This window comes from Mycobacterium sp. ABE4_509 (genome assembly GCF_056160785.1).
Window position 1 is genome coordinate 1 of the sequence record NZ_JBSWXU010000073.1, and the last position, 26,759, is coordinate 26,759.

Genomic DNA, 26,759 nt, shown 5'->3' on the forward strand with positions numbered 1-26,759 from the left:
GCCCCAGCCCGCCGCGGGCCAGCATCGCCGGCACCTTCTGCGGAACCCGCAGCGGATGCACCCACACCGTCGCGCCGCGCTCGCGCCGCACCGCCACACCGGCTCCGAACGGCTGCAACGCCAGCTCCTCGAGATCGACGGCCCGGCTCAGCTCCGGATAGGCCGGGTTGAGCACCTGGAAACCACGGTCGCAGCGGAACCCGTCGATGACGTCGGTGCGGACCCGCCCGCCGATGTCGTCGGCGGCCTCCCACACCGTGACGTCGCGGCCGGCCGCGGCGAGCACGCCGGCGCAGCGCAGGCCCGCCAGCCCTGCGCCGATCACCAGGACATCGATGTCGTCAACAGTCATTGCAGCTCATGGTTTCTCGTCAGGACCACTATGGCAGGTGTGGACCGGCCGGCACCATGACGAAGCGGTGACGCGCGCCCGACCGATCCGGGCGCCGATCGGTGACGAATAGCAGGTGGACCGGCGCGCCCGCGTGGGTACCACACTCCTCGAGGAGGTCTTGTGTTCGACACCATCACCAAAGTCGCCGGTCAGGTCGTGGAGTCCGCGCTGTCCATCGTGGGCGTCCGCACCGTCGAGGAGCCGCACTACATTCCGCGCGAGCTGACCGAGACGGTGCAGATCCGCGAGTACGGCCCGCGCATCGCGGCGGAGACCACGGTCACCGGCGAGAAGCAGAGCGCGCTGAGCACGGGGTTCCGCCGGCTGGCCGGGTACATCTTCGGCGGCAACCATCGCGATGCCGAGATCGCGATGACCGCACCAGTCGACCAGGCGTCCACGGCGGGTGAGGACATCGCGATGACGGCTCCGGTGGCGCAGACCGGCGGCGCCGACGGCAACTGGACGGTGCGGTTCTACATGCCGTCGAAGTGGTCGATGGAGACGCTGCCGGCCCCCGACGACGAACAGGTACGGCTGGTGAAGGTGCCGGCCGAGACGGTCGCGGTGTTGCGGTTCACCGGTGACCGCGGCCCGAAGGCGATCGCCGACCGCACCACCGAGTTGCTGAAGGCGCTGAGCGACAACGGTATCGAGCCGGCCGGGGAGCCGACCGCGTGGTTCTACGACCCGCCCTGGACGCTGCCGTTCGTGCGCCGCAACGAGGTCGCCGTCGCGATCTGAGTCGCGCTCTACACCGTGGTGCGGTCGCGACCCTCCCAATGCGGCTTGCGCAGTTCCTTCTTGAGCACCTTGCCGGTGGGGTTGCGCGGCAACTCCTCGGTGATGTCGACGGTCTTGGGGCACTTGTAGGACGCCAGCCGCTCCTTGGCGTAGGCGATCAGGTCAGCCTCGGAGACCTCGCCCTCGACCACGACGACGGCTTTGACGACCTCGCCCCACTTCTCGTCGGGGACCCCGATGACCGCCACCTCGATGACGGCGTCGTGCTCGGCGAGCACCCGCTCGACCTCCAGCGAGTAGATGTTCTCCCCGCCCGAGATGATCATGTCCTTGAGCCGGTCCTCGACGAAGATGTAGCCGCCCTCGTCGACCCGCCCGATGTCCCCGCTGCGGAACCAGCCGTCCGGGGTGATCGCCTCCGCGGTGGCATCCGGGCGGTTGTGGTAGCCCTTCATCAACTGCGGTGTGCGGAACCACAACTCGCCCTGCTCGCCGGTCGGCACGTCCTGCTCGGTGTCCGGGTCGACGACGCGGACCTCGGCGCCCGGCACCAGGGTGCCGGCACTGGTCAGCCGCTCGGGATGGTCCTCGGCGCGGTGTGCGTCGGGAAGCAGCTGGCTGATCACCCCGCACACCTCGGTCAGCCCGTAGGCCTGCACGAAACCGGTTTCCGGCCAGGCCTCGAGGGCCTGGCGCAGCAGCGGCAGCGGCATCGGGGAGGCGCCGTAGCCGTAGGTCTTCAGCGCACCGAACAGTTTGACCGCGTCCTCGCCGGCGTCGAGCACCATCGACAGCACCGCGGGCACCAGGAAGGTCCGGTTCGCGCCCTTGAGGATCGCCCCGGCCAGTGCCGCGCCGTCGACGTCGCGCGTCATCACGCTGGGAATGCCGTCGTAGATACCGAATTGCACATAGGAGGTGCCGCCGACGTGGAACAGCGGCATCGACACCATGTTCTTGTCGCCCTCGTCGAAGTCGAAGCCGTGATGGGCGTTGACGGTGTGGGCGATGATGTTGGCCTGGGTCAGCTCCACCCCTTTGGGGCGGCCGGTGGTGCCCGACGAGTACATGATGACGCAGACGTCGTCGGGTTCGACGTCGGCGCTGCGCTCGACCGGGCTGGACGCGGCCAGCATCGCCTCGTACTCGTCGCCCTCGCCGCCCTCGGGCGTCACCGTGATGATGTGTTCGATGTTGGTCAGCCGGTCGCGGATCTTGTCGATCGAGGGCTTGAACTCGGCGCCGACGATGAGCAGCTTGGCGTCGGAGTCGTTGAGCACGAAGTCGAGTTCGTCGGCGGCCAGCCGGAAGTTGATGATCGCGTTGGCCGCGCCCAGCGATGCGGCGGCGTAGGTCAATTCGACGCAGGCCGGGTGGTTCTTGTCGAGGAAGGCGACCACGTCGCCGCGGCCGATGCCGCGTTCGGCCAGGGCGCCGGCCAGCCGGCGGATCCGGTCGTTCCACTGCGACCAGGTCCAGGACCGGTCCAGATAGTCCATGGCTTCGTCGTCGGGTTTGGTCTTCGCCCAGTGGGCAACACGTTCGTCGAGAAAACGGGGCTCGGGCAGGTCCATGTCAGAAGCGTCCCATGTGCGTGTGCGTCACCGACCGGTTTCGCGCAATCCTGCTGATGTGATCCACGGTTTCACCATGACTGAGTCTGATTGTGCACTTCATACTGACTTTCAAACCTAACATGTGAACAGTTATTCACTAGTCAGTGCACCATCGGAGCGAGGAAGGTCTGCGCGTAGCGGGCGACCGCGTCGTCGTCCGTCACGTCGAGCACGCCGGTGTCGACCTGCACCAGCGATGCGGCCATCCGGATGTGCAGTTCGGCGACCGCCAGCAGATCCTCGTCGGGCATCTGCGCACCCGCCGCCCGCAACGCCTTGGCCATCGCATGCGCGGCGCTGACCAGGAACAACCGAGCTTCGTCGAGCATCTCGGTGGTCGCGGTGAAGTCCCCGTCGAGCTGCAGGAACCGCCGCATCACCGGTTCCCCGGTGAGCAACCGGACGCCCTCGCGGAACGCGGCGACCACGGCGTCCTGCGGGCCGTCGTCGATACCGACGTCGCGCAGCCGCGCCATCGCGAGGTCGAAGGTCACCCGCCCCAGCGCGGTGATCACCGCGTCACGGCTGGGAAAACGCCGGTAGAGCGTGCTGCGACTGACCCCGGCCTGGCGGGCGACGACGTCCATGCTCAGCCGGCCGACCCCGACGAGGGAGACCTCCTCGGCCGCGGCCTTGAGGATCGCCGACTCCTGCTGGGTGGGGCTGTCGGTGTTGCGCAGCCGCCGCACGGTCCCGGTGCCGCTCAGCCGGCCGGGCAGCCGGCCGGCGGTCCGAACGAGTCCAGCGCCACCGAGCGGTGCATGCGGACCAGCTTCTCGTACTCGATCCGGTTGCGGGCCAGCGGGATCAGCAGCAGCCGGTCGGGAAGGGTGCGGTACGCCAGCTGCAGCAGCTTGGTGTAGAGCGCGAACTCCCGATCGTGGCGGGCCTGCCAGCGGAACCCGGTCAGTTCCCGCACCCCGGGGTGCAGGATGCCGAACGAGCACACCAGCATGACGCGGCCGGCCACCGGGCGGGCCACCATCCACCCCGGGGTGAGCACCGTGCGCAGCAGCGGCGGCAGCACCAGCGTGGGCAGCGGCAGCCTGGTCAGGTCCCGGGTGACCCGGCGCAGGAACGGGTTGGTGGCCAGCTCGTCGCGCACCATCGCGTCGTAGTAGTCGACCGCCTCGGCATAGGTGGCGGGCAGTTTGGCGCTCTTTCCGGGCAGCTCGAGCGCGCCGAAGGCCTCGAGCAGCTGCTCGTAGGCGACCTCGCGTTCGTCGTCGGTCATCGTGATCCCGGTGCACGGGGTGAACGAGTTCAGCACCAGGAACAGCCCGCTGACGGCGATCCAGTTCCACAACTTCGGGTCCAGCGCGCTGTAGCGCACGTCGGAGAACTCGCCGGTGCCATGCCCCTTGACCTCGCGGTGCATCGTCTTGAGCCGCTCCCCCTCGGCGGCCCGGTCCTCGGCGTCTCCCCAGATCGCCAGGAAGGTGGAGAACCCGCTGCGCACACCACGATCGGCGAAGTTCGCGGCGAACCGTCCGGTCTTGTCGACCGCGGCGGCCACCGGAACCAGGGCGACCTCGTCGAAGGCGGCGGCACCGAAGAACCCGCCCAGGGTGGAGCCGGAGTGCTTGCGGAACTCGCGGATCACCTCCGGACGGACCGAACCCCGCTGCTGCGCTGGTGCCTGTTCGGCGACTGTGACCATTGCGCCCCCCGACGTCACTGTTGACACAAAGACTAACTTTCTGTTCCAACATGTCAACAGGCGTGGGAATGCGGTGGATCCGCTGCGGACGCCCGAACATCGGCAACCGTTTCGCATCCCGATCCGCGAGACATCGACCTTCGATAGGCCGCGTTCAGGACACGCGCCGACCTGCGCCGGGTAACAGAAAGTAAACAACTATTCGTACGCCAACCCGGCCTCGTCAGACCCTACGGGTGGACCCAATATGGCTTCATTCAAGCACTATTCACCCGGGATGCCGCGATGTCCCGGACGCACTGAAGTTGTAGATCATTCCTCGGCATCAGCGGCCGGAACCGGCTAGGGTGACGTCTCATGCCGCCGGCCCAGAAACGCCCCCGTGACCGCAAGGCGCAGATTGCCCGTGCGGCCTCGGACGCGTTCAGTTCGTCGGGGTTCCACGCGGTGAGCATGGAGCAGATCGCGGCGCGGGTCGGCGTGTCCGCGGCGGCGCTGTACCGCCACGCGACGAGCAAGTACGGACTGTTCCGGGAGGCGGTGCTCGGGTTGAGCCAGCAGCTCGTCGATGCGACCGCGTTCGCCGACCAGACCGCTGATGCCGACCCCGCCGACGTGCGCGACAAGCTGCTGCTGGCTCTGATCGACACCTCGATCACCAACCGCACGTTCAGCGGGCTGTACCGCTGGGAGGGCCGCTATCTGGTCGCCGAAGATCTGGCGGTGCTGACCGATCAACTCAAGCTCGTCAACCGCCGGCTGCACCGGCCGCTGGTGCAGATGCGGCCGAGCCTGTCCTCGGTGCAGAGATGGACCCTGTCCTCGGCGGCTCTGAGCGTGATCGGTTCGATCGCCGACCATCACGCCAAGCTGGGCACCAAGCAGATCCGGTCGCTACTGTTGGCGCTGTCCCGGGATGCCCTCGAAGCGGATCTGCCGACCTCGCCCGCCGAGGACACCCCCGGCCTGCCGAACCTCGACCGGGGGATGAAATACGAAGCACTGCTGCGTGAATCGCTGCGACTCTTTCACCGGGTCGGCTATCACGACACCAGCATGGAAGACATCGCCGACGCCGTCGGCATGCCCACATCCGGGATCTATCGGTACTTCACCGGGAAAGCCGACATCCTGGCCGCGTCCTTTCGCAGGGCGGCAGATCGCGTCTCGGCGGACCTGTCCGAAGCGCTCTCGGCCGAATCGGATCCGACCCTGGTGCTGGACCGACTGGTCGACGCCTACATCGCGCGGTCGTTCGAGGACCCTGAGCTGGCTTACCTCTACTACACCGACAAGGGAAACCTGCCGGCCCCCGATGCGAAGATCCTGCACAACATCCAGCGGGCCACGGTGGAGCGCTGGGCACAGCTGCTGGCCACCGTGCGGCCCGACATCGAGATGCCCGAGGCCCTGTTCATCGTGCACGCCACGTTCGCGCTCGTCGTCGATCTCGGCAGGCTGATGGACTACGACAACTCCGCCGAGTCGAGGGCCTGGGTCCGCGCCATGATGCGGATCATCCTGTTCGGCGCGGACATGGCCGGCCGCAATGCCGGACCCTCCGTCGGAGAGTTGTCGGCCTGACGAAACTCAAGCTCCGGCGCACACGCCCGAATCACGGATCGCGGTCCCGTAGACGTTCGCGGTCGCAGTGTTGGCGTTGATCTGGCCCGCCGGCACCCTGCGGGTGATCTTGTCGCTGATCTGGGTGAACTGGAACCACAACCGGTAGAACGAATCGCCGTGGAACAGCGGCGAATACTGGCTCAGATCCGGATAGTTGGTGATGTAAAGGGTGTGCACCCGCGGATCCAGGAACGCCGCCGACTGATCGAGATTCGCGACGACGGTAGCGGCCGCGGCCTGCACCGCCGGTGCCGACCAGTCGTCGTGCTGATCTGCCAGGAAGTGCTGAAACCCGAAGGCCTGGCCCATCAATGCGTCGTACTGCGCGTTGAACCACTGACAGGAGTCGCGCTCGGCGGTGATCTGCTCCGGGGTCACCCGGTTCTGCCACAGGTTGTACGGGAACAACGAATAGTCCGGCGCCCAATCCGAGGGATACGGCTCGAACACCGGCAGCGTCGGCGCTGCGCCGCCGCCCGTTTGCGCATCGGCGAGCGCCGGGGTGAACAGCGCGACCATCGACACCACGACCGCCCGGCGCAGCGCCGTGCACCACCGCGATGTCACGGGGTACCGCCGAACTCCGGTCGCAGCACCGGCGTTAGCGCGGCCAGCGGAATGTGCGCCTGGACCGTGCCCCCGTCCATCGACCACTGCATCACCCCTGGGGTGAAGTCGGTCGGGCTGTCCCGCCCGACCGGGTAGTCGGGCATGTAGATGATCAGCTCGTCCGGGGTCAGCGCCCAGGCCTTGTAGCCGCCGGAGTACACCTTGTCCGGCGTCCAGCGATCGGCGAGGAACGGATAGCTGCCGGGCTGGTGCGGCGGCGGAGCGGCATCCAGTGCCGCGACGACGTAGGGGTGCGCCAGCGGTGGGATCGCCACCAGCGGGTCGACACCCGGCTTCGTCAGATCCGCCAGCTGCAGCCTTGTGCCGCTGGACATGTCGAACGTGAAGGTCCGGTAGGCGTTGTTGAAGTCCGGTCCGTCGGCGTGGTAGGTCTCGTGGTAGACCAGCGACAGCGCGTCGCCGTGCCGGAAGATCTGGTAGTTGCCCTCACCGAAACTGTCGGCGACCATGCTCTGCCCCACTCTGCGCCAGTTGCCGACCAGCGTGCCGAGGTAGTCGCGCAGCACCGGGCCCACCGCCGGATCGTCGATCAGCTCAGCGGGAATGGCGACGGTGATTTCGCGCACGGCGTTGCGGTCCGAGACCACCGACGTGTGACAGTACCGGCCGTTGTATGTGCCGCCGAGTTCATCGCAGAACGACGTCGCCGACGCCGCGGCGACCGGGGCGCCGCACCACGCCGCCGCGCCCGCGGCGACCACTGCGATCAAAGCTTTGACGTGCATGATGTTTCGACTGCCTCTCAGGGGAGTTCGACCTTGCTGGCCCGCCAGCGACCGTCGACGTAGTCCATGGTCATCTTGATCCGGCTGCGGTCGATGCGCGGGTCCGGGACGCTGGTGTTCTGCACCGCTTGGTCGACGAACAGCAGCACCACGACCTGGTCCCTGGATGCAGACTGGACCGCAGACTCGAGCACCACGCCGCGCGCCGAGGCCTCGTTCTCGATCAACAGCTCGCGCAACTGGGTGCTCGACTGGGAGTACATGTCCTTGAACTCACCGGTCGATCCGTCGAGCACCTCGGCGAAGTTCTCGTCCACGTTCTTCGAATCGATGCTGGTGAGCACCTGCGCATAGGCCACCGCCGCGCTCTGCGCCTGCTCGGCGGCGTTGTCCACCTGACGGTCCTGCCACAGCTGCCAGCCGAGGTAACCCGACGTGGCGAAACCCGCGACGATCAGCGCTGCGGCCCCGCCGACCAGCACGCGCCGCCGCCACGACCACTTCGGCGCGTCCTCGGCCACGGTGGGCCCGGGGTCCTCGGTTTCGGCGTCGTCACCGTCGCCGGCCGCAGGCGTGGCGTCCTCCTCGTCGCCGGCCGCAGGCGCGGCGTCCTGCGCGTCCGGGCCATCGTGCCGTTCGTCGAGTTCGTCGTCGGTCGTCCAGGACATGTCGTCTCCTTCGTGCGCACGGTCGCTATCGGGGTGGCTCGATCGGTAGCGTCGGGCCGCCGTAAGGCGTCGGGATGGTGTAGCGGCCCTTGGGTGTCGGGTCCGTCGTCCTGCCCAGGTCCGCGCCGGGCGGGGGCCCGGCGGTGTCGTCTCCGGCCGGCCGGGGTGCGTTCTTGGCTCCGCGCACCAGAACCCCCGGATGGTCGTCGCGACAGTAGGTGTACATGAACGGTTCGGGGTAGTCCGCCGACGACGGCGGCCGACGCGGAGTGCCGTATTCGCAGGTGTACCGCGGATAGATGTCACCGGTGGCCCAGAATCCGTTGTCGTGCATCGTGCTGCCGGCCGCGTCCAACAGCGAGGTGCGATAGTCCGGGAACAGCGCATCGAGCGCAGGCACCCGCAGGTAGAGCAGCTGGGAGGTGCTCGCCAGACTTCCCAGCAGCTGCACCATCGTGTCGGAGTTGTCGACGAACAGGTTGTCGACCGAGTCCAACGCCCCCGGCGCGCGGTCGGTCAGCCGTCGGTAGCCGTCCCGCATCGAGCTGATACCGCCCAGGCTCTCCGCGAGATTGTCCGAGGCGACCTCGATTCCGGCGTTCTTGTCGGCGGCCAACTCCAGGGTGACCCGGCTGGTCCGCAGCACGCTGGAGGTCTCGGGAAGCACCGAATCCAGGGTGGAGAGCAGGAACGCGCCGCCGTCGATGATGTCGGCCAGCTTCTGCGGGCCGGCCTCGCTGAGGCTCAGTTCCTCGCGGATCACCTCGAGCTTGCCGACATCGGTCTGCGCCAGTGCCCCGTCGGCGTGTGCGAGCAGAGTAGCCAGCGTGACCGGCACCGTCGCCCGCCCCTCCCCGATGACGCTGCCGTCGCTCAGGTAGGGCCCGGCATCGGAGTCAGCGACGAAGTCGATGTACTGCTCACCAGCCGGGGACAACCCCGACACCCGCACATCGCTCGATTCCGGGATCCTGGCCGTCGAATCGATCGTGATGTGCGCGTCCACGCCAGCCGCGGTGATGTCGAGGCTGCGTACCCGCCCGACCGAGACGCCCCGCATGGTGACGTCCTGATCGGGCAGCAGCCCACCCGATTCGGGCAACTGCACGATCACCCGGTAGCTGGAGGCGAACGGGTTGACCCGCAACGCCCCCAGGAGCAGGTAGGCGGCGGCCACCGCGAGGGTCAGCAGCAGCGCGACCGCCGACAGCCAGGCGCGGCGGCGATGGCCCCAGCGCACGACGGTGACGACGGTGTTGGCTCCCGCGTTGATCATCGCGGCGGCTCCGGGGTTTCCGGCGGTTCCGGCGGTACGGTCACGATCTCCCCCGGTTCGGTCGGGCTGGGCATCACCGGCACCTGCGGCACCTCCGGGCCCCGTCCGACGATGCGCTCCTGCAACCGGAACAGCGTGTACTTCAGCGAGCCGACCAGCTGGTGCCAGTTGTACCGCTTGGGCCCGTGCAGCCCGTCGTCGCCGGTGAAGCCGATGTCGGGGATCGAGCCCAGAATCAACCGGTCGATACTCACCCGCGTCGAAACCGCGTTGCTGGACATCGATTTGACGAACGGCGGCATCAGCCTGTTCAGCGAGTACAGGGTGGCGTCGGGGGTGAGCACCACGTCGTTCCAGGCGCCGGCGATGGTGTTGGCGTCGCCGATCACCGAGCGCCCGCTGGTGTCGTTGCCGGCGACGGACGGGAACTTCTGGAGCTGGACACCCACGTCACCGACCTGCGTCACCAGGTCGGCGATCGCGGTGGTGTGCTCGGCCAACGTGTCGGTGGCCGGACGGGCCTGCGTCATCAGCTCGCCGAGCACGTCGTTCTTGGCTTCGATCTGTTCGACCAGACGGGTGGTGTCGGTCAGCGCCGTGGAGATCTGGTCCGAGCGCGCGTTGAGGGTTCCCAGGGTGTCGTTGGTCTTGCGGATCAAATCGCCGAACGCCTGGCCCTGGTCGCCGGTGGCCTTGCCCAATCCGTTGATGATGTTGGTGAAGTTGCGCACCGCGCCGCCGTTGATCAGGATCGCCGCCGAGCTCAGCACCGATTCGACGGTGGCCGCGGCCGCGGTGGACTCCAGTCCGATCACGTCGCCGTCTTCGAGCAACGGGGTTCCCGGAGTCACCGGCGTGGGTGGTTTGATCGCCACGAAGACATCGCCCAGCGGTGTGGCCGAACGCAGTTCGGCGGTGCTGCCCTCGGGGAGCTGCACGCCGTCCATGATCCGCAGCGTCGTCACCGCGGTGTAGTTGCGGGCCTCCATGGATTCGAGCTGGCCGACATCGGCGCCCGCGAGCTTGACCTTGGCGTGCGCGGGCAGGTTCAGCGCATTGGCGAACACCGCCGTGAGCGTGTACCCGCCGGCGTCGACCCCCGGAGCCGGGAGCGGAAGACTGGACAGACCCTCGCTGGCACAGCCGGACACCGACACCGCCGACAGCGCGGCGACCGACGCGGCGGCCAGTATCCGGAACCGCTTGCCGCGCATCATTTCTGCCCCATCGCTGCGAGTCCGTCCAGGACGTAGGACAGTCCGAAGTCCGGACCGAAATCCTGCAGTGTGCCGGTGCTGCAACCCAGTTGCCGCAAGCCCATCATGTTGCACATCTCCTTGACCGTCTGGGTGTCGAAGAGCACCTTGTCGGTCAGCACATGCACGCGCGCGGCACCGTTCTCCTTGTCGACGATGTTGTAGATGTTGTCCAGCGTCATCGGGGCCAGGTCGAGGAACTCCATCAGCTCGCGCTGGTAGTCCACCGTCGTGGTCAGCGCGACATCGCCGTTGGAGACGATCTGTGCGACCTCGTCGCGATGCGTCTCGAGTACCTCCCCGACCTGGTTGATCACATCCTCGAGCTTGCGCCCGGTGGCGCCGGTGCCGAAATCCTCGTCGGCGAGGACCTGGCTGAGCTGACGCACCGCACTGCCGAACTCCCGCAGCGTGGCGTCGTTGTCGGCAGCCGCCTCGAACAACGAACTGATGTTGCCGATGATGGTGGTCAACTGGTCGCGGGTGACGTCCCCGCGATCGGCGCTGAGCCGCAGCGCCTCGGAGAGCTCGCCGAGGGCGTCCTTCATCTGCCGGCCGTTGCCGTCGGCGATGGCTGCGCTGGCGTCGACGACGTCGGCGATCGGGCCGTTGCCCTTCCCGTCACCCTCCAGCGACAGCGACAGTTTGTCGAGAACGTCTAGCACCCGGGCGAATTCGACCGGTGTGGCCGTCCGGTTCATCCCGATGGTCGCGTGATCCTGCAGCGTGGGACCGCCCTGGTAAGGCGGGGTGAGCTCGATCTGACGGTCGGTCAGGATCGAGTTCGAGATGGTGACGGCCTGCACGTCGGCGGGTATCTGCACGTCGCGGTCGACGGTGAAGTCCACCTCGACGTAGCCGCCCATCGGCCGGATCTCGGTGACCTTGCCCACCGGCATGCCCAGCACCGCGACCGTGTTGTCCACGTAAAGCCCTGCCGCACTGTTGAACTGGGCGGTCACAGTGATCGTGTCCAGTCGCTCGGAGACGAACGACCACACGATCCCCGCACCCACCACCGCGGCGATCACACCGGCGCCGGCCAGCGCGAGAAGCTTCTTTCTGGTGACGTTCATTGGCAGTCCTGGAAGTACTCGATCATGTCGAACTGCTTGGCACGGCCGCTGATCGCACACATCCACGAATCGACCAGCAGACCGTTGCTGACGTTCAGATCCGCGGCATTGCCGTTGCCGGTGGCGTTGGTGAGCCCGCGCAGCGCGGGCGCGCCGGCCTGCAAGGTGCTGCGCAGCAGGTCGTCGTGCTGGCCCAGCATGTCGGAGAGCTGGCGCAGATCCACCAGCAGCTGTTCGAGTTCCGGACGGTTGTCGACGGCGATGCCGCTGAGCGTCTCGACCAGATTGGTCAGTGCGCTCAGCATCGCGTGGAAGCTGGCCCGCCGCGCCACGAACTCACCCAGCAACGCGTTGCCCTGGTGCACCAGAGTGCCGATGGCCGACTGCTGCCGGCGCAGCGTGGTGCTCACCATCTCGGTGGTTTCGAGCAGCTCGCCGAGCTGGTCACGCCGCTCGGCGATGATCGTCGACAGGATGCGGGTGTTCTCCAGCGCCTGGGGCACCACCGGGGGCAGCGTCTCCATCTGCCTGCCGAGGATCGCCAGCGATTCCGCGAAATCGTCGGTGTTGACCTGTTCGTAGGTCCTGGTCACGTCGGCCAGTGCTTCCTGCAGGTCGTAGGGGACCTCGGTGTGGCGCAGGTCGAAGTTGTCGTCGGGCAGCGATCCCGCGCCGTCGGGCTCCAGCGACAGATGACGCGACCCGAGGATCGTGGTGACCTTGATGACGGCCCGCGAGTCCTCGCCGAGGACGACGTCGTCACGCACCTTGAGCCGGGCCTCGACGTGGTCCCCGGCCAGTTTCATGTCGGTCACCTCGCCGACCGGGATGCCGGCGACCACGATCGGGCTGCCCACCTGCAGTGCGGCGGCCTGCAGGAACTGCGCGGTGTAGGTCCGGTATCCGATGCCGGCCAGTTGATAGGTCAGCATCGCGCCGACGAGTACGACCACGACCGCGATCGCGCCGATCCCGAGCGCGGTCCTGTTGCGCTCCTCGAGCGGTTTCCCGCGGCGCTTCGGTGTCTCAGCCATTGGCCAGGTTCCGGCATCGTGGGCTGTAGGCGGCCTGGTTGCCCGGGGTGGCCGCGTCGACGACGATCGGCACGACATCGTTGAGGCCAGGGAAGAACCCGGTGGCGTTCAGGTCACAGGCGTAGGCGTTGCCGTACGCACCCTCGTTGGTGATGCGGGCGAATCCTTTCAACAGTAGGGGCAGGTTGGCCCCGGTGAACGCGAGCTGCGGTTCGATGCTGACCATGTGCTGCACGAAACCCGGTTGGCGGGTGACCAGTTCGTCGATGTCGGGATGCACCTCGTCGCTGATCTCGGAGAGCTGCCGGACCACCCGCGAGATCGTGCCCATCGAGTCGACCAGTTCGGGCCGGCGCGCCTCGAAGGTGGAGACGACGTCGCGGGTGGTGCTGATCACCTGGTCGAGATCATCGTTGTGCTGCGCCAGGTTCCCCATCACCGCGTTGAGATTCGTGATGACCTCGCCGAGTTCTTCGTCGCGACCGGCGAAGGTGTCGGTCAGCTGCGAGGTCTGGGAGACCAGGGCGGTGATCGACGCCTCGTCGCCCTGCAGCGACTGGATCACCCCCTGGGTCAGATCGTCGGCGGCGCGTGGGTCCAGCACACTGAACAACGGTTCGTAGCCGTTGAGCAGCGCGCCGACGTCGAACGAGGGGTCGGTGCGTTCGACCGGAATGACGCTGCCCGCCGGCAGCGGTCCCGGATCGCCGATGCTGCCCAGGGAGAGCCCCAGATAGCGCTGCCCCACGATGTTCTGGTAGGTCACCGAGGCCACCGTGGTGCCCAGCACTTGCTGGTCGCTCTGCACCACGAAGTCGACCCTGGCGTGCTTTCCGTCGAGTTCGATGCCTTCGACCCGGCCGACCCGCACGCCGGCCATCCGGACGTCGTCGCCTTCACGCAGCCCGAACACGTCGGTGAACACCGCGGCGTAGGGCACTGTCGAGCCCGCCACGTCACGGCGCAGCGTCACATACACCAACCACGTCAGGGTCAGGGCCACGACCATGAACAGCGACAGACCGACCAGTGCACCACGACTTCTCACGGGTTCCCCCCTGCCGTACCTGGTTCGGCCGCTGACACCGTGGCGCCACGGGCCAGCGGCCCCAGCAGCAGCTGGGTCGCCGTACTGGCCGGCCGGCCGGTGATCACCCCGAGCTGCCGGCGTTCCTGTTGGCTGCCAACCGGTCCCACGTTTCCGCCATAGGAGGCAGGCGCGGCCTCGGCGGGCAGAACCGGCCCGCCGGGTGGTGTCGCCGGAGGCCCCGCCGGCGGTGGCGCAGGCGGTGGCGGGTCACCGGGCTTGGGTGCGACCGGGGCGGCGGGCGACAGCGGGAAGGGCGGCTGCGGAGTCGGAACCAGGGCGGGGTTGGCCGTCCCCGGTACCGGCGGTGACGGCGGCATCCACGGCGGCAGCGGCGGATTCGGATCGGCCAGGCTCGGGTTGGGGTTGATCAGCGGTGGTCCGACCGCGACCAGGTTGCCGTTCTCACCGACCACGGTGCCCGACGGCGGGGCGAGGTCGGGCGGCGGCTGATAGTTCTGCGGCAGCATCGTGTCGGGCAGCTCCGGACGCGTCGGCACCAGCGGCGCGGTGTAGCAGCTCGGCCCCTTCAGCCCGGCGTACTGCGGGCAGTCGGCTCGGGTGTAGCTGTAGGACGGCGTGAAGGACAGGTTCACCCGGAAGTTGAACGCGTCGCTCTCGGGCAGCCAGACGTGCTCGAAGAACTTCTCCGACAAGCCATTCAGCTTGACGAACGCCGGAACCCAGTGATGTGACGTTTCGGCCAGCGACCCCAGCACCGGGGTCAGCTCGGAGCTGATCTTGACCAGCTTGTCGGTGTGGTTGTTCAGCGCGGTATCGGTGGTTCCCAACGTGTGCAGCCCGCCGCTGACCAGCGAATCGAGCTGGGAGCGCTGCTCGACCAGGGTCCGCATCGGTTCGACGGCCACATGCAGCGCGTCGATCAGCTCGGGCGCGGTCTGGGAAAGCCCCTGCGTCGCGTCGATCAACGCCGACACGGTCGTGCCGTCGGGATCGGTCGCCACGATCGAGTCGACCTCGTCGATCAGCCGATTCAGCTGGGCACCACTGGTCAACAGCTCGGTGCGACGGTCCTCGGTGGCGGCGTTGACGGCGGCCAGGACGCCGATGGTCTTGTCCTCCCGGCCGCGGCCGGTGGCGGCGAGGATGTCGCGCAGCTTGCTGATGGTGGTCTGGAACAGGACGGTCGGCAGCTCGGTGTCCTCGGGGATGTGCGCGCCGGCGGCGATCGGCGGACCGTAACCCTGGTCGACCAGCTGCACCGACGAGACCGCGAACACGTTGCTGGGCACCACCCGGGCGGTCACCGAGGCCGGAATCGACTTCGCGTACTCGGGATCCAGATCGATGTGCACGAAGTTCGGGTCGCCGTGCGCGGCCGGGGTGACGCTCTGCACCGCGCCGACGAGGACGCCGTGGTACTTCACATCGGATCGCTGCGGGAGCCCGTCGCCGACGTTGACCAGATCGGCCACCACCCGGACGTAGGGGTCCAGCCGCCCGGTCGCCTTCACCAGCAGGGTCGCGGTCACCACCGCCGCCACTGCCAGCATCGCGATACCCGCCCCGAGGAGCTGCCTGTCGGAGGGCCCGCGACCGTCGAGTTCAAATGAATTGCCCATTCAGCCCCCGAACCGTGCCCCGGAATCGACCGACCAGAGCGCCATCGTCAGCAGCATGTTGACCATGATCACCACGGTGATGCTGGCCCGCATCGCGCGCCCGGCCGCCACCCCGACACCGACGGGGCCGCCGGTGGCGTAGAACCCGTAATAACACTGGACCGTCGAGGCGATCCACACGAACACCACGGTCTTGATGATCGAGTAGACGATGTCCTGCCCCGACAGCATCAGGGTGAAGTAGTGCATGTAGGACCCGGTCGAACCACCGGAGATGATGGTGACGACGACCTGGGTGGTGATGTAGCTGACTGCCAGACAGGCGACGTAGAGCGGGACGGCGGCGACCACCGAGGCCATCAGCCGCGTCGTGACCAGGTACGGAATCGGCCTGATGCCGAGTGCGTCGAGCGCGTCGACCTCCTCGGCGATGCGCATCGACCCCAGCTGCGCGGTGAAGCGGCACCCGGCCTGGGTCGCGAAGGCCAGCGACGCGGCGATCGGAGCGAGCTCACGGGTGTTGACCAGCGACGAGATGATCCCGGTGGCCGGCCCCAGTCCGAGCAGGTCGAGGAAGTTGTAACCCTCGATGCCCACCAGCGCGCCGACGGTGATGCCCAGCACGATCGCCACGCCCGCCGTTCCGCCGCCGACCACCAACGATCCGTTGCCCCAGGCGATGTCGGAAAGCAACCGGACGAACTCCTGGCGGTAGTGCCGGAACGCCACCGGAATGCCGAGCAGGGCGCGGCCGAAGAAGACGAGCATGTGCCCGAGCCGCACCACCGGCGCGGTGGCGTTGCGGTAGAACTGCCGCACGGGCGCCAGCAGCGCCGGCGAGAACTGGGAAGCTGCCACGTCTCTACAGCCCCACCCGCGGGAACATCATGATGTAGAGCTGGCTGATCGCCACGTTGACCACCATCAGCACCAGGATCGATTCGACCACTGCGGCGTTGACGGAGTTGGCGACCCCGGTCGGCCCGCCTTTGGTGGACAGCCCCTTCTGGCAGGACACGACGGCGACGATGGCGCCGAACACGACCGCCTTGACCAGCGCGACGATCATGTCGCCGGTGGTGGCGAAGGCCGCGAAGGTGGCCACGAAGCTGCCCGGCGCGCCGTTCTGGAAGTAGACGTTGAACAGATAGCTGGCCAGGAAGCCGACGAAACATACGACGCCGGTCAGAGCGACACCGATCATGATCGCGGCGGCGAAGCGCGGTACCACCAGCCGCCGGACCACCGAAACACCCATCACTTCCATGGCGTCGGTCTCCTCGCGCATCTTGCGCGAGCCCAGGTCGGCGGTGATGGCCGAGCCGACGGCCGCAGCCATCAGGATCGCCGCGGTCAGCGACGCCGCCTGGCGGATGACGGCCAGCCCACTGGCCGCACCGGCCAGCGAGGTGGCGCCGACCTGGCCGGCCAGCAGCGCGAACTGGATCGACAGGGTGACGCCGATGGGCAGCGCGACCAGCACGGTGGGCAGCACGGCCGTGCCCGCCATGAAGGCGCCCTGCCGGATGAACTCCTGCCATTGGAAGCGTCCGGTGAACAGGTCGATGGCGAGATACTGCAGGGTTCGGACGCCGAGGACGAACTGGTCGCCGACGGTCGCCAGCGATGCCAGCGGGTGGCGGGAGACGTAGCCACCCGCCCAGTCGGCGATCTCCTGAACCCCGTCGTCGGGTTTCCCGTCTCGAGCCACCGGCTCAGAAGAACGCTTGTCTGGCTGAATCATCATTTACTTAGCGCTTGCCACATCGTCGTAGTCGCCGAACACATAGACCCCTATTCATGCAGGATATCGACTCTCAGCAGCTCAAAATGACGCCCGCGACAGTATAATCGCCGCGGCTCGACCGTGGAGTCCTTGCCCTGATGGTCCTGAGTATGCACATTAACTTCTCGGACTGGCAAAGTTTTGTCTGGATTTGCCGAAATTCTCAGGCGGGTCGCGTTGGTTCGATATTGCGCCACGAAGCACGCCCGCGGGGGCTATCCGGCCAGAACAGCCACCCTTCGCCGGCACCCGGCCGAACAATTGTCGGCAACGTGAATTCGGTGACGGATTCACCGTTGAGCATCGATTTCCACGCCGAATTCACACATGAATTGGAACACGTTCTAGTCTGTAGGCCATGACTTTGGACCTGCTCCGGCATCCGCTGCACTCCGGCCATCTGACCGTCGGCGCACTCAAGCGCCACCGGGACAAGCCGGTGTTGTTCCTCGGCGACACCACGATGACCGGCGGCGAGCTGGCCGACCGGATCAGTCAGTACATCCAGGCGTTCGAGGCGCTGGGCGCCGGAACGGGGGCGGCGGTCGGCCTGCTGTCGCTCAACCGCCCCGAGGTGCTGATGATCATCGGCGCCGGCCAGACCCAGGGGTACCGCCGCACCGCACTGCACCCGCTGGGCTCACTCGACGACCACGCCTATGTGCTCTCCGACGCCGAGGTGACCTCGCTGATCATCGACCCCAACCCGATGTTCGTCGAACGCGCCCTGGGCCTGATGCAGAAGGTTCCCTCGCTCAAGCAGGTCCTGACGATCGGGCCGGTTCCCGAGGAGCTGACCGAGGGCGGCGTCACCGCGGTCGACCTGACCGCCGAGGCGGCCAAGTACCCGGCCAAGCCTCTGGCGGCGGCCGACCTGCCGCCCGATCACATCGGCGGCCTGACCTACACCGGCGGCACCACCGGAAAGCCCAAGGGCGTGATGGGCACGACCCAGTCGATCACCACGATGACCACCGTGCAGCTGGCCGAATGGGAATGGCCGGAGAACCCGCGGTTCCTGATGTGCACCCCGCTCTCGCATGCCGGGGCGGCGTTCTTCACCCCGGTCATCGTCAAGGGCGGCGAGCTGCGGGTGATGACGAAGTTCGACCCGGCCGAGGTGCTCAAGGTGATCGAGGAGCAACGGATCACCGCGACGATGCTGGTGCCCTCGATGATCTACGCCCTGATGGACCACCCCGACTCACACACCCGCGACCTGTCCTCGCTGGAGACCGTCTACTACGGCGCGTCGGCGATGAACCCGGTGCGGCTGGCCGAGGCCATCCGGCGCTTCGGCCCCATCTTCGCCCAGTACTACGGCCAGTCCGAGGCGCCGATGGTCATCACCTACCTGTCCAAGAAGGACCACGACGAGAAGCGGCTGACGTCCTGCGGACGGCCGACCCTGTTCGCCCGGGTGGCGCTGCTCGGCGACGACGGCCAGCCCGTGCCCCAGGGGGAGGTCGGCGAGATCTGCGTCTCCGGGCCGCTGCTGTCGGGCGGGTACTGGAACCTGCCCGACGCCACCGCCGACACCTTCCGCGACGGCTGGATGCACACCGGCGACCTGGCCCGGGAGGATTCCGACGGCTTCTACTACATCGTCGACCGGACCAAGGACATGATCGTCACCGGCGGCTTCAACGTCTTTCCCCGGGAGGTCGAAGACGTTGTGGCAGAACACCCGTCGGTGGGCCAGGTATGCGTGATCGGTACGCCCGACGAGAAGTGGGGTGAGGCGGTGACGGCGGTGGTGGTGCTGCGGCCGGACGCGGCCTCCGACGACGCCGCGGTGGCCACCATGACCGCCGAGATCCAGGCGGCGGTCAAGGAGCGCAAGGGTCCGGTCCAGTCGCCCAAACAGGTCGTCGTGGTGGATTCGGTGCCGATCACCGCGCTGGGCAAACCGGACAAGAAGGCGGTGCGGGCGCAGTTCTGGGAAGGGTCGGGACGTTCGGTCGGCTGAGCCGACGATCGGGCCCGGTCGGCTGAGCCGACGATCCGGCCCGGTCGGCTGAGCCGACGATCCGGCCCGCTCGGCTGAGCGCTACTAGCCAGGACTTTCGGAGATCGTCGCGAATATCGAGGTGTAGATGCCCGAAGCGGCTGTCCTACAAGGGGTAATTGGACTTCTTTACGATTCGAGAATCCGCAAGGGAAGGCACCCCGCACGTGATCAATATCGTCGTCGCATCGCGGGTAGAAGCCTTGGCCGAGGCCTGGGAGATCCTCCGCGAGCCTTGGGTGACCATCAGCCGCCTGACCGAATGATCACAAAAGATCAACTGGCCCTGGGAAAGTCCGCCCCACCCGGTGATTCGGGCCCACCTCGAACGCCTCTCAACGGCGCTACCCCGTTCCCGGCGGACCCCGCTGCGGAGTCTCACCTCCACCGCCGTGGACGAAAAAACGAGGCTAGGGTGCACAGGTGACGGAAAAGAAGCGCCGTGGTGGGGCGAATCCGAGCCTGGTGGAAAAACCCGCTGGTGGTCTCAGGGAACAGAACCGTCTCTTCAACAGAGAGCGTATCTACCAGGCTGCGGTGGCGGTGATCGTAGAGCGTGGTTTCGACGCAACGACAATGGACGACATCGCCGCGCGCGCGGGAACCGCTCGACGGACGGTCTTCAATCATTTTCCGGCCAAGGGTGACATCACCTATGAGTGGGCTGACCGTCGCCGTTCGCGCGCCGCGGAGGCCGCGCAAGAAGCCGTCGGTACCTCGGGGAAGGTCATCGATCGCGTGCGGGCTTTCTTTCGCGAACTGGTCGGTATCACCGAGGAAGCACCCGAAGAGACGCGACAGATGCTCATCGGGTGGCTTACCTCGCAGGGGCCGGTCTACAACTGGGCGAGGATTTCTGGCCGCCTGAGTGAGTGGTTGGCTGCCGGTCATGACGACGGCACCATCGACAGCGCGGTGGATCCGGTGGTCGCCGCCAACGTTCTCTACGATGTCTACCTTGGCGTGCTCTTTCGGTGGATGGAACAGCCTTCTCAGGCTGGCGCATTGGGCGTCGACCTTGCCAAGGCGGTCGATCTCGTCCTGGACGGGTTGAGGCCCAGGGCGAGCTGACAGCTATCGGGCCGTCCGCTGCTGGCGCATTCGAATGTCGAACCCCTAGGACGACGGCCCCGGTGCTGGTGCCGCCGCAGAGCGTGGTTCCTGGGACGCTAGCAGCCTGCAAGGCCGGCGCGGCACGTTCGATGGGTAACGGCTTCATCGAAGCCTGCTGTCGCAGGACAACGAAAGTTGTTACATCCCATCGCCGGTCCGCGTGCGGAATGCCGACGACGGCTTGGGATCGAAGAGGAGCAGGCAACTTTCGGCATCCATCAATCCGATGTTCGCGTTGTATGGCTAACCGTCATTGAGGACATCGGCGGTGTTGGCCGCGCGTCCATCTCGCTGTTCGTCATCTCAAGTCGCTGCTGCTCGTCCTCTCTCAACCTGAACCCGCCACGGTCATGCCGGCTTGTTCGTCCGCGCGGACGAATTTCGCATCTGGGGTTGACTCGCGAGGCAAGACATAGCAGCATCCTAGTGCACTCACTGCACTGCAGTGCAATTAAGGAGAAGATGCTCTACGACTCCGCGGGCCTGACCGCACCCACCCCGCACAATTCGACCGAAAGGGCCTCTGCATCAATGCCTTTACACAAAGTTCGCCGCATCGTCACCGGTCACATGCCCGATGGTGAAACCACCGTAATCTTCGATAACACGGCCACCGAAGTCCTCGAGGTGGCCGGATGGCCGGGCGCCGGGGTCACCGAGCTGTGGTCGACGGATGAATGCCCCGCCGACCTTGACCAGACCCACGACCGCGTTCGCCCCATGCGTCACGACCCCACTCCGCAGGGTTCTTTGTTCCGTGTCGTCGAGATACCCCCGGAGACCGGGCTCGCCGTCGACACGGATGCCGCGTTCGAGGCTATGGGCACCGCCCACAGGCCCGACGCGGCGGCCAAGTCGCGGCACGCCAGCATGCACCGTACCGACTCCGTCGACTACATCGTCGTCATCTTCGGCCAAATGACCATGTTGATGACCGACGGGACCGAAGTGCTCCTGACGCCGGGCGACTGCGTCGTGCAACAGGGCACGACGCACGCATGGGTCAACCGCGGAAGCGAGCCGTGCGTGATTGCCGCAGTGCTGATCGACGGCAGGCGTCCCGCCGTCCTCGCCCAAACATGAAGACAGCCTTTCGAATCAATGTCCAAGGAAGGAGATAGCAGATGGCGCAAACTCGCATCCTGATCACTGGCGGCGACGTGCTCATCGGTGATCCCCTCAGCGGCGAGATACAAAGCGGCGACATCCTGGTCGAGGACGGCACCATCGTCGCGATCGGAGGCGATCTGACCGGAGTGGACGCCGAAACGATCTCGGCGAAGGACCGCTGGGTCGTCCCCGGGTTCGTCGACTCGCACCGTCATCTCTGGCAGACCACCATGCGCGGCCTGTGCGCCGACTGGAACCTCAACGACTACTTCTGGCGAATCCGCAACAACCATGCCGGCCTGCACGAGGCCGACGATATCTATGCGGGCCAATTCGCCGGCGGCCTCGATGCGTTGAGCGCTGGGGTCACTACTACGATCGACTACTCACACAACAACAGCACCCCCGACCATGCCGACCAGGCAGTACGCGGCGTGGCTGACGCGGGTCTGCGGATCCTGTGGTGTTACGGGTACTTCAACTCACCACGAGCGGACCCGTACTTCACTTCCTGGGATCTGCGCGCAGCCGACGTGCGACGAATCAAAGACACGTACTTTGCCTCCGACGGCGTGATGCGAATGGGTGTTGCCCTCAACGAACTTGGTCTGGTGCCGCTGTATCAGACACGCGACGAGATCGAGCTGGCTGCCGAACTCGACATACCGGTCACCATGCATACCTCGTGCATCTGGAATGCCGAACAGCAGATGGCCGACGTCACCTTGCTGCACAAAGCGGGTCTGTTGCGCGAGGGCCAGTTGCACTCACACAGCAACGCGTGCACCGACGCGGAACTGATCCTGCTGCGCGACCACGGCTGTTCGGTGTCGACCACTCCCGATACCGAGTTGCAGATGGCCTGCGGTGTACCGATTTTCCGTCGCGCTCTTGAACACGGAGTGAACGCCGGCATCGGAGCCGACATCGTGTCCAACAACGGCGGAGACCTCTTCACCGCCATGCGTATCCTGATGCAGCATGAGCGTGGCTATGCATTTCAGCCACTGTTGGAAACGAAGGGCCTACCGGCGGTTACCGGCGAGCTCCCGGTGACGACCCGCCAGATCCTGCACGCCGCCACCCTCGCCGGCGCCCGAGCTTTGGGCATGGGTGATGTGTGCGGTTCGATCGAGGTCGGCAAGTCAGCCGACCTGGTTTTCTTGCGCAATGACGGACTGAACATGCGCCCGATCATCGATCCCATCGACTCCATCGTCATGCAGACGACCACCCGCGATATCGACCGAGTCATGGTTGCCGGACGCACCGTTGTTCAGGACGGGGGATTGCCTCAGGATCTCGAGCGCCGAGCAGTCGCTTTGATCGAAGACGCCTACGCGCGCCTGGCAAAGCGCGTGCAAAGTCGTGGAGGCTGGGAACCTCCTGTACCGCAGATGTGGGATCAGATCACCCCGGTGATGATCCAGAACATTGCCAGTGACCGTCTCCACTGAACCCAGCCCACGCTCGAGACCCCAGTCAGGGCACTCGGTCGCCCTTCGGCTAACGGCACCCCGAACACCGACGCACACCTGTGGCCCGTAACGACTCCACGCGCAATGCCGCTGCGAGCCTGTTTCAAGGCATCGACGACACCCACTGCTGACGAACCTCTCGACGTACGGTCCTAGATGCCCGCGGCCTGTCCCCCAGCACGGATTCTGAGGGGATCGTTGTGAGTATCGAAGCGTGGATTCGCGAAAGCGAATGTTCTACAAGGGATAATCGTTGTCGACCGAACCGTCGAGTATCCGGTCCAGGAGCGCACCGGCGGTCCGAGCGGCTCCGTCGGCGTCACCGGCGACGATCCGCTCCAGCAACTCGGCGTGGTCCGGCGCCGTCATCGGCACGTCCCGGGTGGTCGCGACGCTGGCCGTCACGGTTTCGATGAGCCCGCGGTACAGCTCGGTCAGCACCGCGTTGTGTGCGCTGCGCACCACCGCCAGGTGGAACTCGGCGTCCGCCCGGGCGAAGGCCGTGGTGTCGTCGGCCTCGGCGCGTCCGTCGCGCCGGTCCAGTAGCGCCCGGAGCTCGCGGATGTCGGCGTCGGTCCGGTTGATCGCGGCAAGCCGGCCGCCCTCCACCTCCAGGGCACGGCGCACCTGCAGCACGTCGCGCAGTTCGGCACCGCACAGCCGGCGCAGCGCGCCGGACACCTCGCTGGTGGCCCGCACGTAGGTGCCGTCGCCCTGCCGGACCTCGAGGATTCCGGCGTGGGCGAGCGCGCGGACCGCCTCACGCACGGTGTTGCGGCCGACGCCCAGCGAGTCGACGAGCTCCGTCTCGTTGGGGATGCGCCGGCCGATCGGCCACTCACCGCTCGATACGGCACCCCTGAGCTGGTCGATCACCTGATCCACCAGCCCGGACCGGCGCGCAGTGCTCAACGGCACACCCGGCCCCCTGCCTTTACTTACAACCAATCATGGGATGTATGGCAGATTAGCAGGATGCTCAGCCGACCACAGGGAATCGACGTCCCCGCACCCGACGGGTCAGAACGCATCTCGCCCGTCGCCGGGGGCGCCCTACTGGCCGTGGCGGTCGTGCTCACCGCGCTGAACCTCCGCCCCGCCGTCACCAGCATCGCCACCGTGCTGGGCGACCTGCGCGCCGACTTGTCCGTCTCGGCGACCTGGGCCGGGCTGCTGACCACGCTGCCCGCCCTGTGCTTCGCCGGGGCGGGTTTCGCCGCACCCTGGCTGGCGCGGCGCATCGGTCTGGCCCACACCATCTCGGCGGCGATGGTCGCCCTGACCGCGGGCCTGGCCCTGCGGGTGACGGCCGGCCCGCACGTCGTCATCGGCGCCACCCTGCTGGCCTGCGCCGGCATCGCGCTGGCCAACGTGCTCATCCCGGTCGTCGTCAAGGCGTCCTTCCCGGCCCAGATCGGCCTGATGACCGGCATCTACACCGCTGCCCTGCAGGGCGGCGGTGCACTGGGCTCGGCGCTGACCCCGATCCTGACCGGACCGCTCGGCGGCTGGCGCGCCGCGCTGGCCACCTGGGCGGTGGTGGCCGGGCTGGCGCTGGCGGTGTGGATTCCCGCGACCCGGCGCCACCGCGACACCTGGTCCCCCCGCCAGCCCGGGCCGGTCGTTCGCCGGTCGCTGCTGGGCAACCGGCTGGCCTGGACGGTGACGCTGTTCTTCGGCAGCCAGGCCTTCATGGCCTACGTGGTGATGGGCTGGCTCCCCGAGGTCTTCATCGACCACGGCATCGAGCAGGTCCAGGCCGGGCTGCTGGTCGGGCTCACATCACTCATCGGCGTCCCGCTGTCCCTGGTGATCGCGCCGATGGCAGCCCGGCGGCCCAGCCAGAGCGGCTGGATCGTCGCGGTCGGGGTCGTCGGATTCACCGGCGCCGTCGGCATGCTGGTGGCCCCGGCAGCCCAACCCCTGCTGTGGAGCGTGCTCATCGGCATCGGTATGAGCGCGTTCTCGATGGCGCTCGCCGTGCTCGGCCTGCGGGCCCGCACCGCCGAGGACACCTCCCAACTGTCAGGCATGGCGCAGGGTTTCGGCTACCTCATCGCCGGCACCGGGCCGTTCCTGTTCGGGCTGCTGCACGACCTGACGCACGGCTGGACGGTGCCCTGGCTGATGTTCCTGGCCGTCTATGCGGTACAGATCTCCGCCGGCGCCCTGGCCGGACGGGCGCGCTACGTGTGACCCCTCAGGCGCCGGGCACCGCAGTGCGCGCCGCCACCGAAGCCCCACCCGAGCGGTCGAACACATCGATGACCACATCGGCGTCCTGATAGCGGCCCAGATGGTGCAGATCGGCGGTCGCCGCGACAATGTCGTTGGCGCGGTCCCCGGCCATCGGATACTCCTGCACCGGATGGCGCCAATGCGCCGCGACCACCGTGGCCGTGTGCATCAACCGCGGCACCTCACGGTCGAGCACCTCCCGCAGCAACCCCGGCTGCAGGTAGTAGCACACCTCCGAAAGCACCACGAGGTCGAAAGGTCCAGCCGGCCAGGGCTGGTCGAGCGAACCACGCATCAACGTGACCTGCTCGCGCAGGCCGCCGGCGGCCATCCGCGCGCTGGTGGCGTCCAGGGCGGCCACGCTGACGTCGGTGCTGGTGACGTGGTCACAGCGGGCGGCCAACTGCTCGGTGAGCACCCCGACCGAGCAACCCGGCTCGAACGCGTGCCGGTAGCGCGGATACGGCAGCATCGCCGTGGTGATGGCGTACTTGCGCCGGTCATACCACCGGTTCTGCAGCTGCCAGGGATCGGCCGCCTGCGCATACATGCGGTCGAAGAATGCGTCGGGAAGCCGGGAACTCAGCGGAAGATCACCTCACCGACCGCCAGCAACCGGTGCAGCACCGCCGGCGGCAGAACCGGCGCCTCGTCAGGCGCAACGGGTGCGAACTGACTGCGAAAGCTCCGGGCGGCCAACCGCTTCCGCTCGATGTCGGGTTCTGCGAGCACGACCCTGGCCATCCGCTGCCAGGGCACCGCGTCGTCGCCGGGCGACGCCCAGTGCCACATCCACACCGGGTACTCCACCAGCACCGCGCCGGTCCGCTCCGCGGCGATCGCCGCCGCACGGCCCACCGCCTCGTGGTCGGGATGACCGTCCCCACGCCAGGTGGCCGCGCACCAGGTGCCCGGCGGTTTGGCTGCCAGGATCTCGGTGAGTAGGTCGGTCAGCCGCTGCTCGTGCCCGGCGATCTCACCGTCGGGCAAACCCAGACAGATGGGCTGCGCGACGCCGAGCACACGCGCCGCCCGGTGCAGTTCGGCACGCCGGGTCCGCTCCAACCGGTAGCGCTGCAACACAGAGTAATTCGGGTGGGAGGCACCACCGTCACTGGCCGAGACGATCTGCACCCGCACCCCGGCGGCGGCCAGTCGCGCTGCGGCGGCACCGAACCCGAGCGTCTCGTCGTCGGGATGCGCACCCACCAGCACGAGCTCCGGGCAGCCACTCAGGTCGAGCGCCGGCGCCTCGAAGCGGTCGGCTAGCCAGGCCGGGGTCGGGGTGCCGCCGAACGGCAGCGGCCGGGCGGCCAGACGAGCCGAATTGCTCTGCGTAGCACCCGAATAGGACTTCTGGTTCAGCATCGTCAGGACACCCCTGCCGCCAACTCGCCCAGCCGTTCGAGGTCACGCTCGGCATGGCTCTGCCGGATGTAGATCGACAGGTCGGCCACCCGGGCGGAGTGCGCCGCATTGGTCGCCAACGGGGCCGGGCCCAGGGCTCGTGCGGTCCGGTTGATCGACTCGTCGACCGCGGTCTCCACCACCGCGCGGGCACGCCGGCACACCCTGGTGATCGACGCGGGCGCGCAGAGCAACCTGGCCGCGCACGGAATCGGCGGACTGCTGGGTTTCGACGGCGTCGCGC

The 26,759-nt window shown here is 67.4% G+C and carries 26 protein-coding genes and 1 pseudogene; 8 read left to right on the forward strand and 19 right to left on the reverse strand.

Annotation, left to right across the window (positions count from 1 at the left end; all coding sequences use genetic code 11):
* Positions 1 to 352, reverse strand: a 352-nt coding sequence (locus ACXAID_RS16230) for an NAD(P)-binding protein (RefSeq protein ID WP_475023240.1), incomplete at its 3' end; no start/stop codon positions are given.
* A 162-nt stretch (positions 353 to 514) separates the two neighbouring features.
* Between ACXAID_RS16230 and ACXAID_RS16235 the strand changes: the two genes are divergently transcribed.
* Entirely contained in the window at positions 515 to 1,138 is a 624-nt protein-coding gene (locus ACXAID_RS16235) for an SOUL family heme-binding protein (protein ID WP_421459020.1), read from the forward strand.
* An 8-nt stretch (positions 1,139 to 1,146) separates the two neighbouring features.
* Here ACXAID_RS16235 and ACXAID_RS16240 read toward each other — a convergent pair whose 3' ends face one another.
* The 3 genes from ACXAID_RS16240 to ACXAID_RS16250 all read right to left on the reverse strand — a co-directional run bounded on the left by ACXAID_RS16240 (position 1,147) and on the right by ACXAID_RS16250 (position 4,414).
* On the reverse strand, positions 1,147 to 2,712 hold the full coding sequence (locus tag ACXAID_RS16240; protein WP_475023241.1) for a long-chain-fatty-acid--CoA ligase: 1,566 nt from the start codon (positions 2,710 to 2,712) through the stop codon (positions 1,147 to 1,149).
* Positions 2,713 to 2,855: 143 nt separating this feature from the next.
* On the reverse strand, positions 2,856 to 3,443 hold the full coding sequence (locus ACXAID_RS16245) for a TetR/AcrR family transcriptional regulator (RefSeq protein ID WP_475023242.1): 588 nt from the start codon (positions 3,441 to 3,443) through the stop codon (positions 2,856 to 2,858).
* A 14-nt stretch (positions 3,444 to 3,457) separates the two neighbouring features.
* On the reverse strand, positions 3,458 to 4,414 hold the full coding sequence (locus tag ACXAID_RS16250) for an oxygenase MpaB family protein (RefSeq protein WP_475023243.1): 957 nt from the start codon (positions 4,412 to 4,414) through the stop codon (positions 3,458 to 3,460).
* Positions 4,415 to 4,771: 357 nt separating this feature from the next.
* On the opposite strand from ACXAID_RS16250, the gene ACXAID_RS16255 reads away from it, so the two are divergent.
* Positions 4,772 to 5,998 (forward strand): TetR/AcrR family transcriptional regulator, encoded by a 1,227-nt coding sequence (locus tag ACXAID_RS16255; RefSeq protein ID WP_475023244.1) that lies wholly within the window; start codon positions 4,772 to 4,774, stop codon positions 5,996 to 5,998.
* 6 nt (positions 5,999 to 6,004) lie between these two features.
* Here the strand turns inward: ACXAID_RS16255 and ACXAID_RS16260 are convergent, their stop codons facing one another.
* Genes ACXAID_RS16260 through ACXAID_RS16310 form a run of 11 tightly spaced genes read right to left on the reverse strand, consistent with a single transcriptional unit; the run spans position 6,005 to position 17,122 of the window.
* A complete protein-coding gene (locus tag ACXAID_RS16260; RefSeq protein ID WP_475023262.1) occupies positions 6,005 to 6,559 on the reverse strand; it encodes a hypothetical protein in 555 nt (184 codons plus the stop codon).
* Positions 6,560 to 6,603: 44 nt separating this feature from the next.
* A complete protein-coding gene (locus tag ACXAID_RS16265; protein ID WP_475023245.1) occupies positions 6,604 to 7,395 on the reverse strand; it encodes a DUF3298 domain-containing protein in 792 nt (263 codons plus the stop codon).
* Positions 7,396 to 7,412: 17 nt separating this feature from the next.
* On the reverse strand, positions 7,413 to 8,063 hold the full coding sequence (locus tag ACXAID_RS16270) for a DUF3329 domain-containing protein (protein WP_475023246.1): 651 nt from the start codon (positions 8,061 to 8,063) through the stop codon (positions 7,413 to 7,415).
* A gap of 25 nt (positions 8,064 to 8,088) precedes the next feature.
* Positions 8,089 to 9,339: an MlaD family protein gene (locus ACXAID_RS16275; protein ID WP_475023247.1), complete on the reverse strand. Its 1,251-nt coding sequence runs from the start codon at positions 9,337 to 9,339 to the stop codon at positions 8,089 to 8,091.
* Positions 9,336 to 10,553 (reverse strand): MlaD family protein, encoded by a 1,218-nt coding sequence (locus ACXAID_RS16280; protein ID WP_475023248.1) that lies wholly within the window; start codon positions 10,551 to 10,553, stop codon positions 9,336 to 9,338. The genes ACXAID_RS16275 and ACXAID_RS16280 overlap by 4 nt, the downstream gene beginning before the upstream one ends.
* Positions 10,553 to 11,671, reverse strand: a complete 1,119-nt coding sequence (locus ACXAID_RS16285; protein WP_475023249.1) for an MCE family protein — start codon at positions 11,669 to 11,671, stop codon at positions 10,553 to 10,555. The genes ACXAID_RS16280 and ACXAID_RS16285 overlap by 1 nt, the downstream gene beginning before the upstream one ends.
* Positions 11,668 to 12,705 (reverse strand): MlaD family protein, encoded by a 1,038-nt coding sequence (locus tag ACXAID_RS16290; protein WP_475023250.1) that lies wholly within the window; start codon positions 12,703 to 12,705, stop codon positions 11,668 to 11,670. The genes ACXAID_RS16285 and ACXAID_RS16290 overlap by 4 nt, the downstream gene beginning before the upstream one ends.
* Positions 12,698 to 13,753 (reverse strand): MCE family protein, encoded by a 1,056-nt coding sequence (locus ACXAID_RS16295; RefSeq protein WP_475023251.1) that lies wholly within the window; start codon positions 13,751 to 13,753, stop codon positions 12,698 to 12,700. The genes ACXAID_RS16290 and ACXAID_RS16295 overlap by 8 nt, the downstream gene beginning before the upstream one ends.
* Positions 13,750 to 15,375 (reverse strand): MlaD family protein, encoded by a 1,626-nt coding sequence (locus tag ACXAID_RS16300; RefSeq protein WP_475023252.1) that lies wholly within the window; start codon positions 15,373 to 15,375, stop codon positions 13,750 to 13,752. Before ACXAID_RS16300 ends, ACXAID_RS16295 begins: the two co-directional genes overlap by 4 nt.
* Positions 15,376 to 16,233, reverse strand: a complete 858-nt coding sequence (locus ACXAID_RS16305; RefSeq protein WP_475023253.1) for an MlaE family ABC transporter permease — start codon at positions 16,231 to 16,233, stop codon at positions 15,376 to 15,378.
* 4 nt (positions 16,234 to 16,237) lie between these two features.
* The gene (locus tag ACXAID_RS16310; protein WP_475023254.1) at positions 16,238 to 17,122 is read right to left on the reverse strand and encodes an MlaE family ABC transporter permease; all 885 of its coding nucleotides are present in this window, start codon (positions 17,120 to 17,122) and stop codon (positions 16,238 to 16,240) included.
* A 397-nt stretch (positions 17,123 to 17,519) separates the two neighbouring features.
* Between ACXAID_RS16310 and fadD8 the strand changes: the two genes are divergently transcribed.
* The 5 genes from fadD8 to ACXAID_RS16335 all read left to right on the forward strand — a co-directional run bounded on the left by fadD8 (position 17,520) and on the right by ACXAID_RS16335 (position 22,849).
* Positions 17,520 to 19,130, forward strand: coding sequence for a fatty-acid--CoA ligase FadD8 (gene fadD8 / locus ACXAID_RS16315; protein WP_475023255.1), 1,611 nt, complete (start codon positions 17,520 to 17,522; stop codon positions 19,128 to 19,130).
* Positions 19,131 to 19,288: 158 nt separating this feature from the next.
* Complete coding sequence (locus tag ACXAID_RS16320) at positions 19,289 to 19,435, forward strand: hypothetical protein (RefSeq protein WP_475023256.1); 147 nt, start codon at positions 19,289 to 19,291, stop codon at positions 19,433 to 19,435.
* Between the two features lie 157 nt (positions 19,436 to 19,592).
* Positions 19,593 to 20,240, forward strand: a complete 648-nt coding sequence (locus ACXAID_RS16325; RefSeq protein WP_421459096.1) for a TetR/AcrR family transcriptional regulator — start codon at positions 19,593 to 19,595, stop codon at positions 20,238 to 20,240.
* A gap of 504 nt (positions 20,241 to 20,744) precedes the next feature.
* Entirely contained in the window at positions 20,745 to 21,365 is a 621-nt protein-coding gene (locus ACXAID_RS16330) for a cupin domain-containing protein (RefSeq protein ID WP_421459094.1), read from the forward strand.
* Between the two features lie 41 nt (positions 21,366 to 21,406).
* A complete protein-coding gene (locus ACXAID_RS16335; RefSeq protein WP_475023257.1) occupies positions 21,407 to 22,849 on the forward strand; it encodes an amidohydrolase family protein in 1,443 nt (480 codons plus the stop codon).
* Positions 22,850 to 23,107: 258 nt separating this feature from the next.
* On the opposite strand, the gene ACXAID_RS16340 is transcribed toward ACXAID_RS16335, so the two are convergent.
* Positions 23,108 to 23,788, reverse strand: coding sequence for a FadR/GntR family transcriptional regulator (locus ACXAID_RS16340; RefSeq protein ID WP_475023258.1), 681 nt, complete (start codon positions 23,786 to 23,788; stop codon positions 23,108 to 23,110).
* A 57-nt stretch (positions 23,789 to 23,845) separates the two neighbouring features.
* Here ACXAID_RS16340 and ACXAID_RS16345 point away from each other — a divergent pair, with 57 nt between their 5' ends.
* On the forward strand, positions 23,846 to 25,066 hold the full coding sequence (locus ACXAID_RS16345; protein ID WP_475023259.1) for a CynX/NimT family MFS transporter: 1,221 nt from the start codon (positions 23,846 to 23,848) through the stop codon (positions 25,064 to 25,066).
* Between the two features lie 4 nt (positions 25,067 to 25,070).
* On the opposite strand, the gene ACXAID_RS16350 is transcribed toward ACXAID_RS16345, so the two are convergent.
* The 3 genes and pseudogenes from ACXAID_RS16350 to ACXAID_RS16360 all read right to left on the reverse strand — a co-directional run.
* Positions 25,071 to 25,658 carry an SAM-dependent methyltransferase gene (locus ACXAID_RS16350; protein WP_475023260.1) on the reverse strand — a complete coding sequence of 196 codons (588 nt, stop codon included), beginning with the start codon at positions 25,656 to 25,658 and terminating at the stop codon, positions 25,071 to 25,073.
* 32 nt (positions 25,659 to 25,690) lie between these two features.
* Entirely contained in the window at positions 25,691 to 26,476 is a 786-nt protein-coding gene (locus ACXAID_RS16355) for a PIG-L deacetylase family protein (RefSeq protein WP_475023261.1), read from the reverse strand.
* A gap of 2 nt (positions 26,477 to 26,478) precedes the next feature.
* Positions 26,479 to 26,759, reverse strand: a pseudogene (locus tag ACXAID_RS16360) (hypothetical protein); the annotation flags it as partial.

Coding starts and splice junctions, on each gene's coding strand:
- ACXAID_RS16240 (WP_475023241.1), bottom strand. CDS start 2,712: ATGGACCTGCCCGAGCCCCGTTTTCTCGACGAACGTGTTGCCCACTGG.
- ACXAID_RS16250 (WP_475023243.1), bottom strand. CDS start 4,414: ATGGTCACAGTCGCCGAACAGGCACCAGCGCAGCAGCGGGGTTCGGTC.
- ACXAID_RS16255 (WP_475023244.1), top strand. CDS start 4,772: ATGCCGCCGGCCCAGAAACGCCCCCGTGACCGCAAGGCGCAGATTGCC.
- ACXAID_RS16260 (WP_475023262.1), bottom strand. CDS start 6,559: ATGGTCGCGCTGTTCACCCCGGCGCTCGCCGATGCGCAAACGGGCGGC.
- ACXAID_RS16265 (WP_475023245.1), bottom strand. CDS start 7,395: ATGCACGTCAAAGCTTTGATCGCAGTGGTCGCCGCGGGCGCGGCGGCG.
- ACXAID_RS16270 (WP_475023246.1), bottom strand. CDS start 8,063: ATGTCCTGGACGACCGACGACGAACTCGACGAACGGCACGATGGCCCG.
- ACXAID_RS16275 (WP_475023247.1), bottom strand. CDS start 9,339: ATGATCAACGCGGGAGCCAACACCGTCGTCACCGTCGTGCGCTGGGGC.
- ACXAID_RS16280 (WP_475023248.1), bottom strand. CDS start 10,553: ATGCGCGGCAAGCGGTTCCGGATACTGGCCGCCGCGTCGGTCGCCGCG.
- ACXAID_RS16285 (WP_475023249.1), bottom strand. CDS start 11,671: ATGAACGTCACCAGAAAGAAGCTTCTCGCGCTGGCCGGCGCCGGTGTG.
- ACXAID_RS16290 (WP_475023250.1), bottom strand. CDS start 12,705: ATGGCTGAGACACCGAAGCGCCGCGGGAAACCGCTCGAGGAGCGCAAC.
- ACXAID_RS16300 (WP_475023252.1), bottom strand. CDS start 15,375: ATGGGCAATTCATTTGAACTCGACGGTCGCGGGCCCTCCGACAGGCAG.
- ACXAID_RS16310 (WP_475023254.1), bottom strand. CDS start 17,122: ATGATGATTCAGCCAGACAAGCGTTCTTCTGAGCCGGTGGCTCGAGAC.
- fadD8 (WP_475023255.1), top strand. CDS start 17,520: ATGACTTTGGACCTGCTCCGGCATCCGCTGCACTCCGGCCATCTGACC.
- ACXAID_RS16330 (WP_421459094.1), top strand. CDS start 20,745: ATGCTCTACGACTCCGCGGGCCTGACCGCACCCACCCCGCACAATTCG.
- ACXAID_RS16335 (WP_475023257.1), top strand. CDS start 21,407: ATGGCGCAAACTCGCATCCTGATCACTGGCGGCGACGTGCTCATCGGT.
- ACXAID_RS16345 (WP_475023259.1), top strand. CDS start 23,846: ATGCTCAGCCGACCACAGGGAATCGACGTCCCCGCACCCGACGGGTCA.
- ACXAID_RS16350 (WP_475023260.1), bottom strand. CDS start 25,658: ATGTATGCGCAGGCGGCCGATCCCTGGCAGCTGCAGAACCGGTGGTAT.
- ACXAID_RS16355 (WP_475023261.1), bottom strand. CDS start 26,476: ATGCTGAACCAGAAGTCCTATTCGGGTGCTACGCAGAGCAATTCGGCT.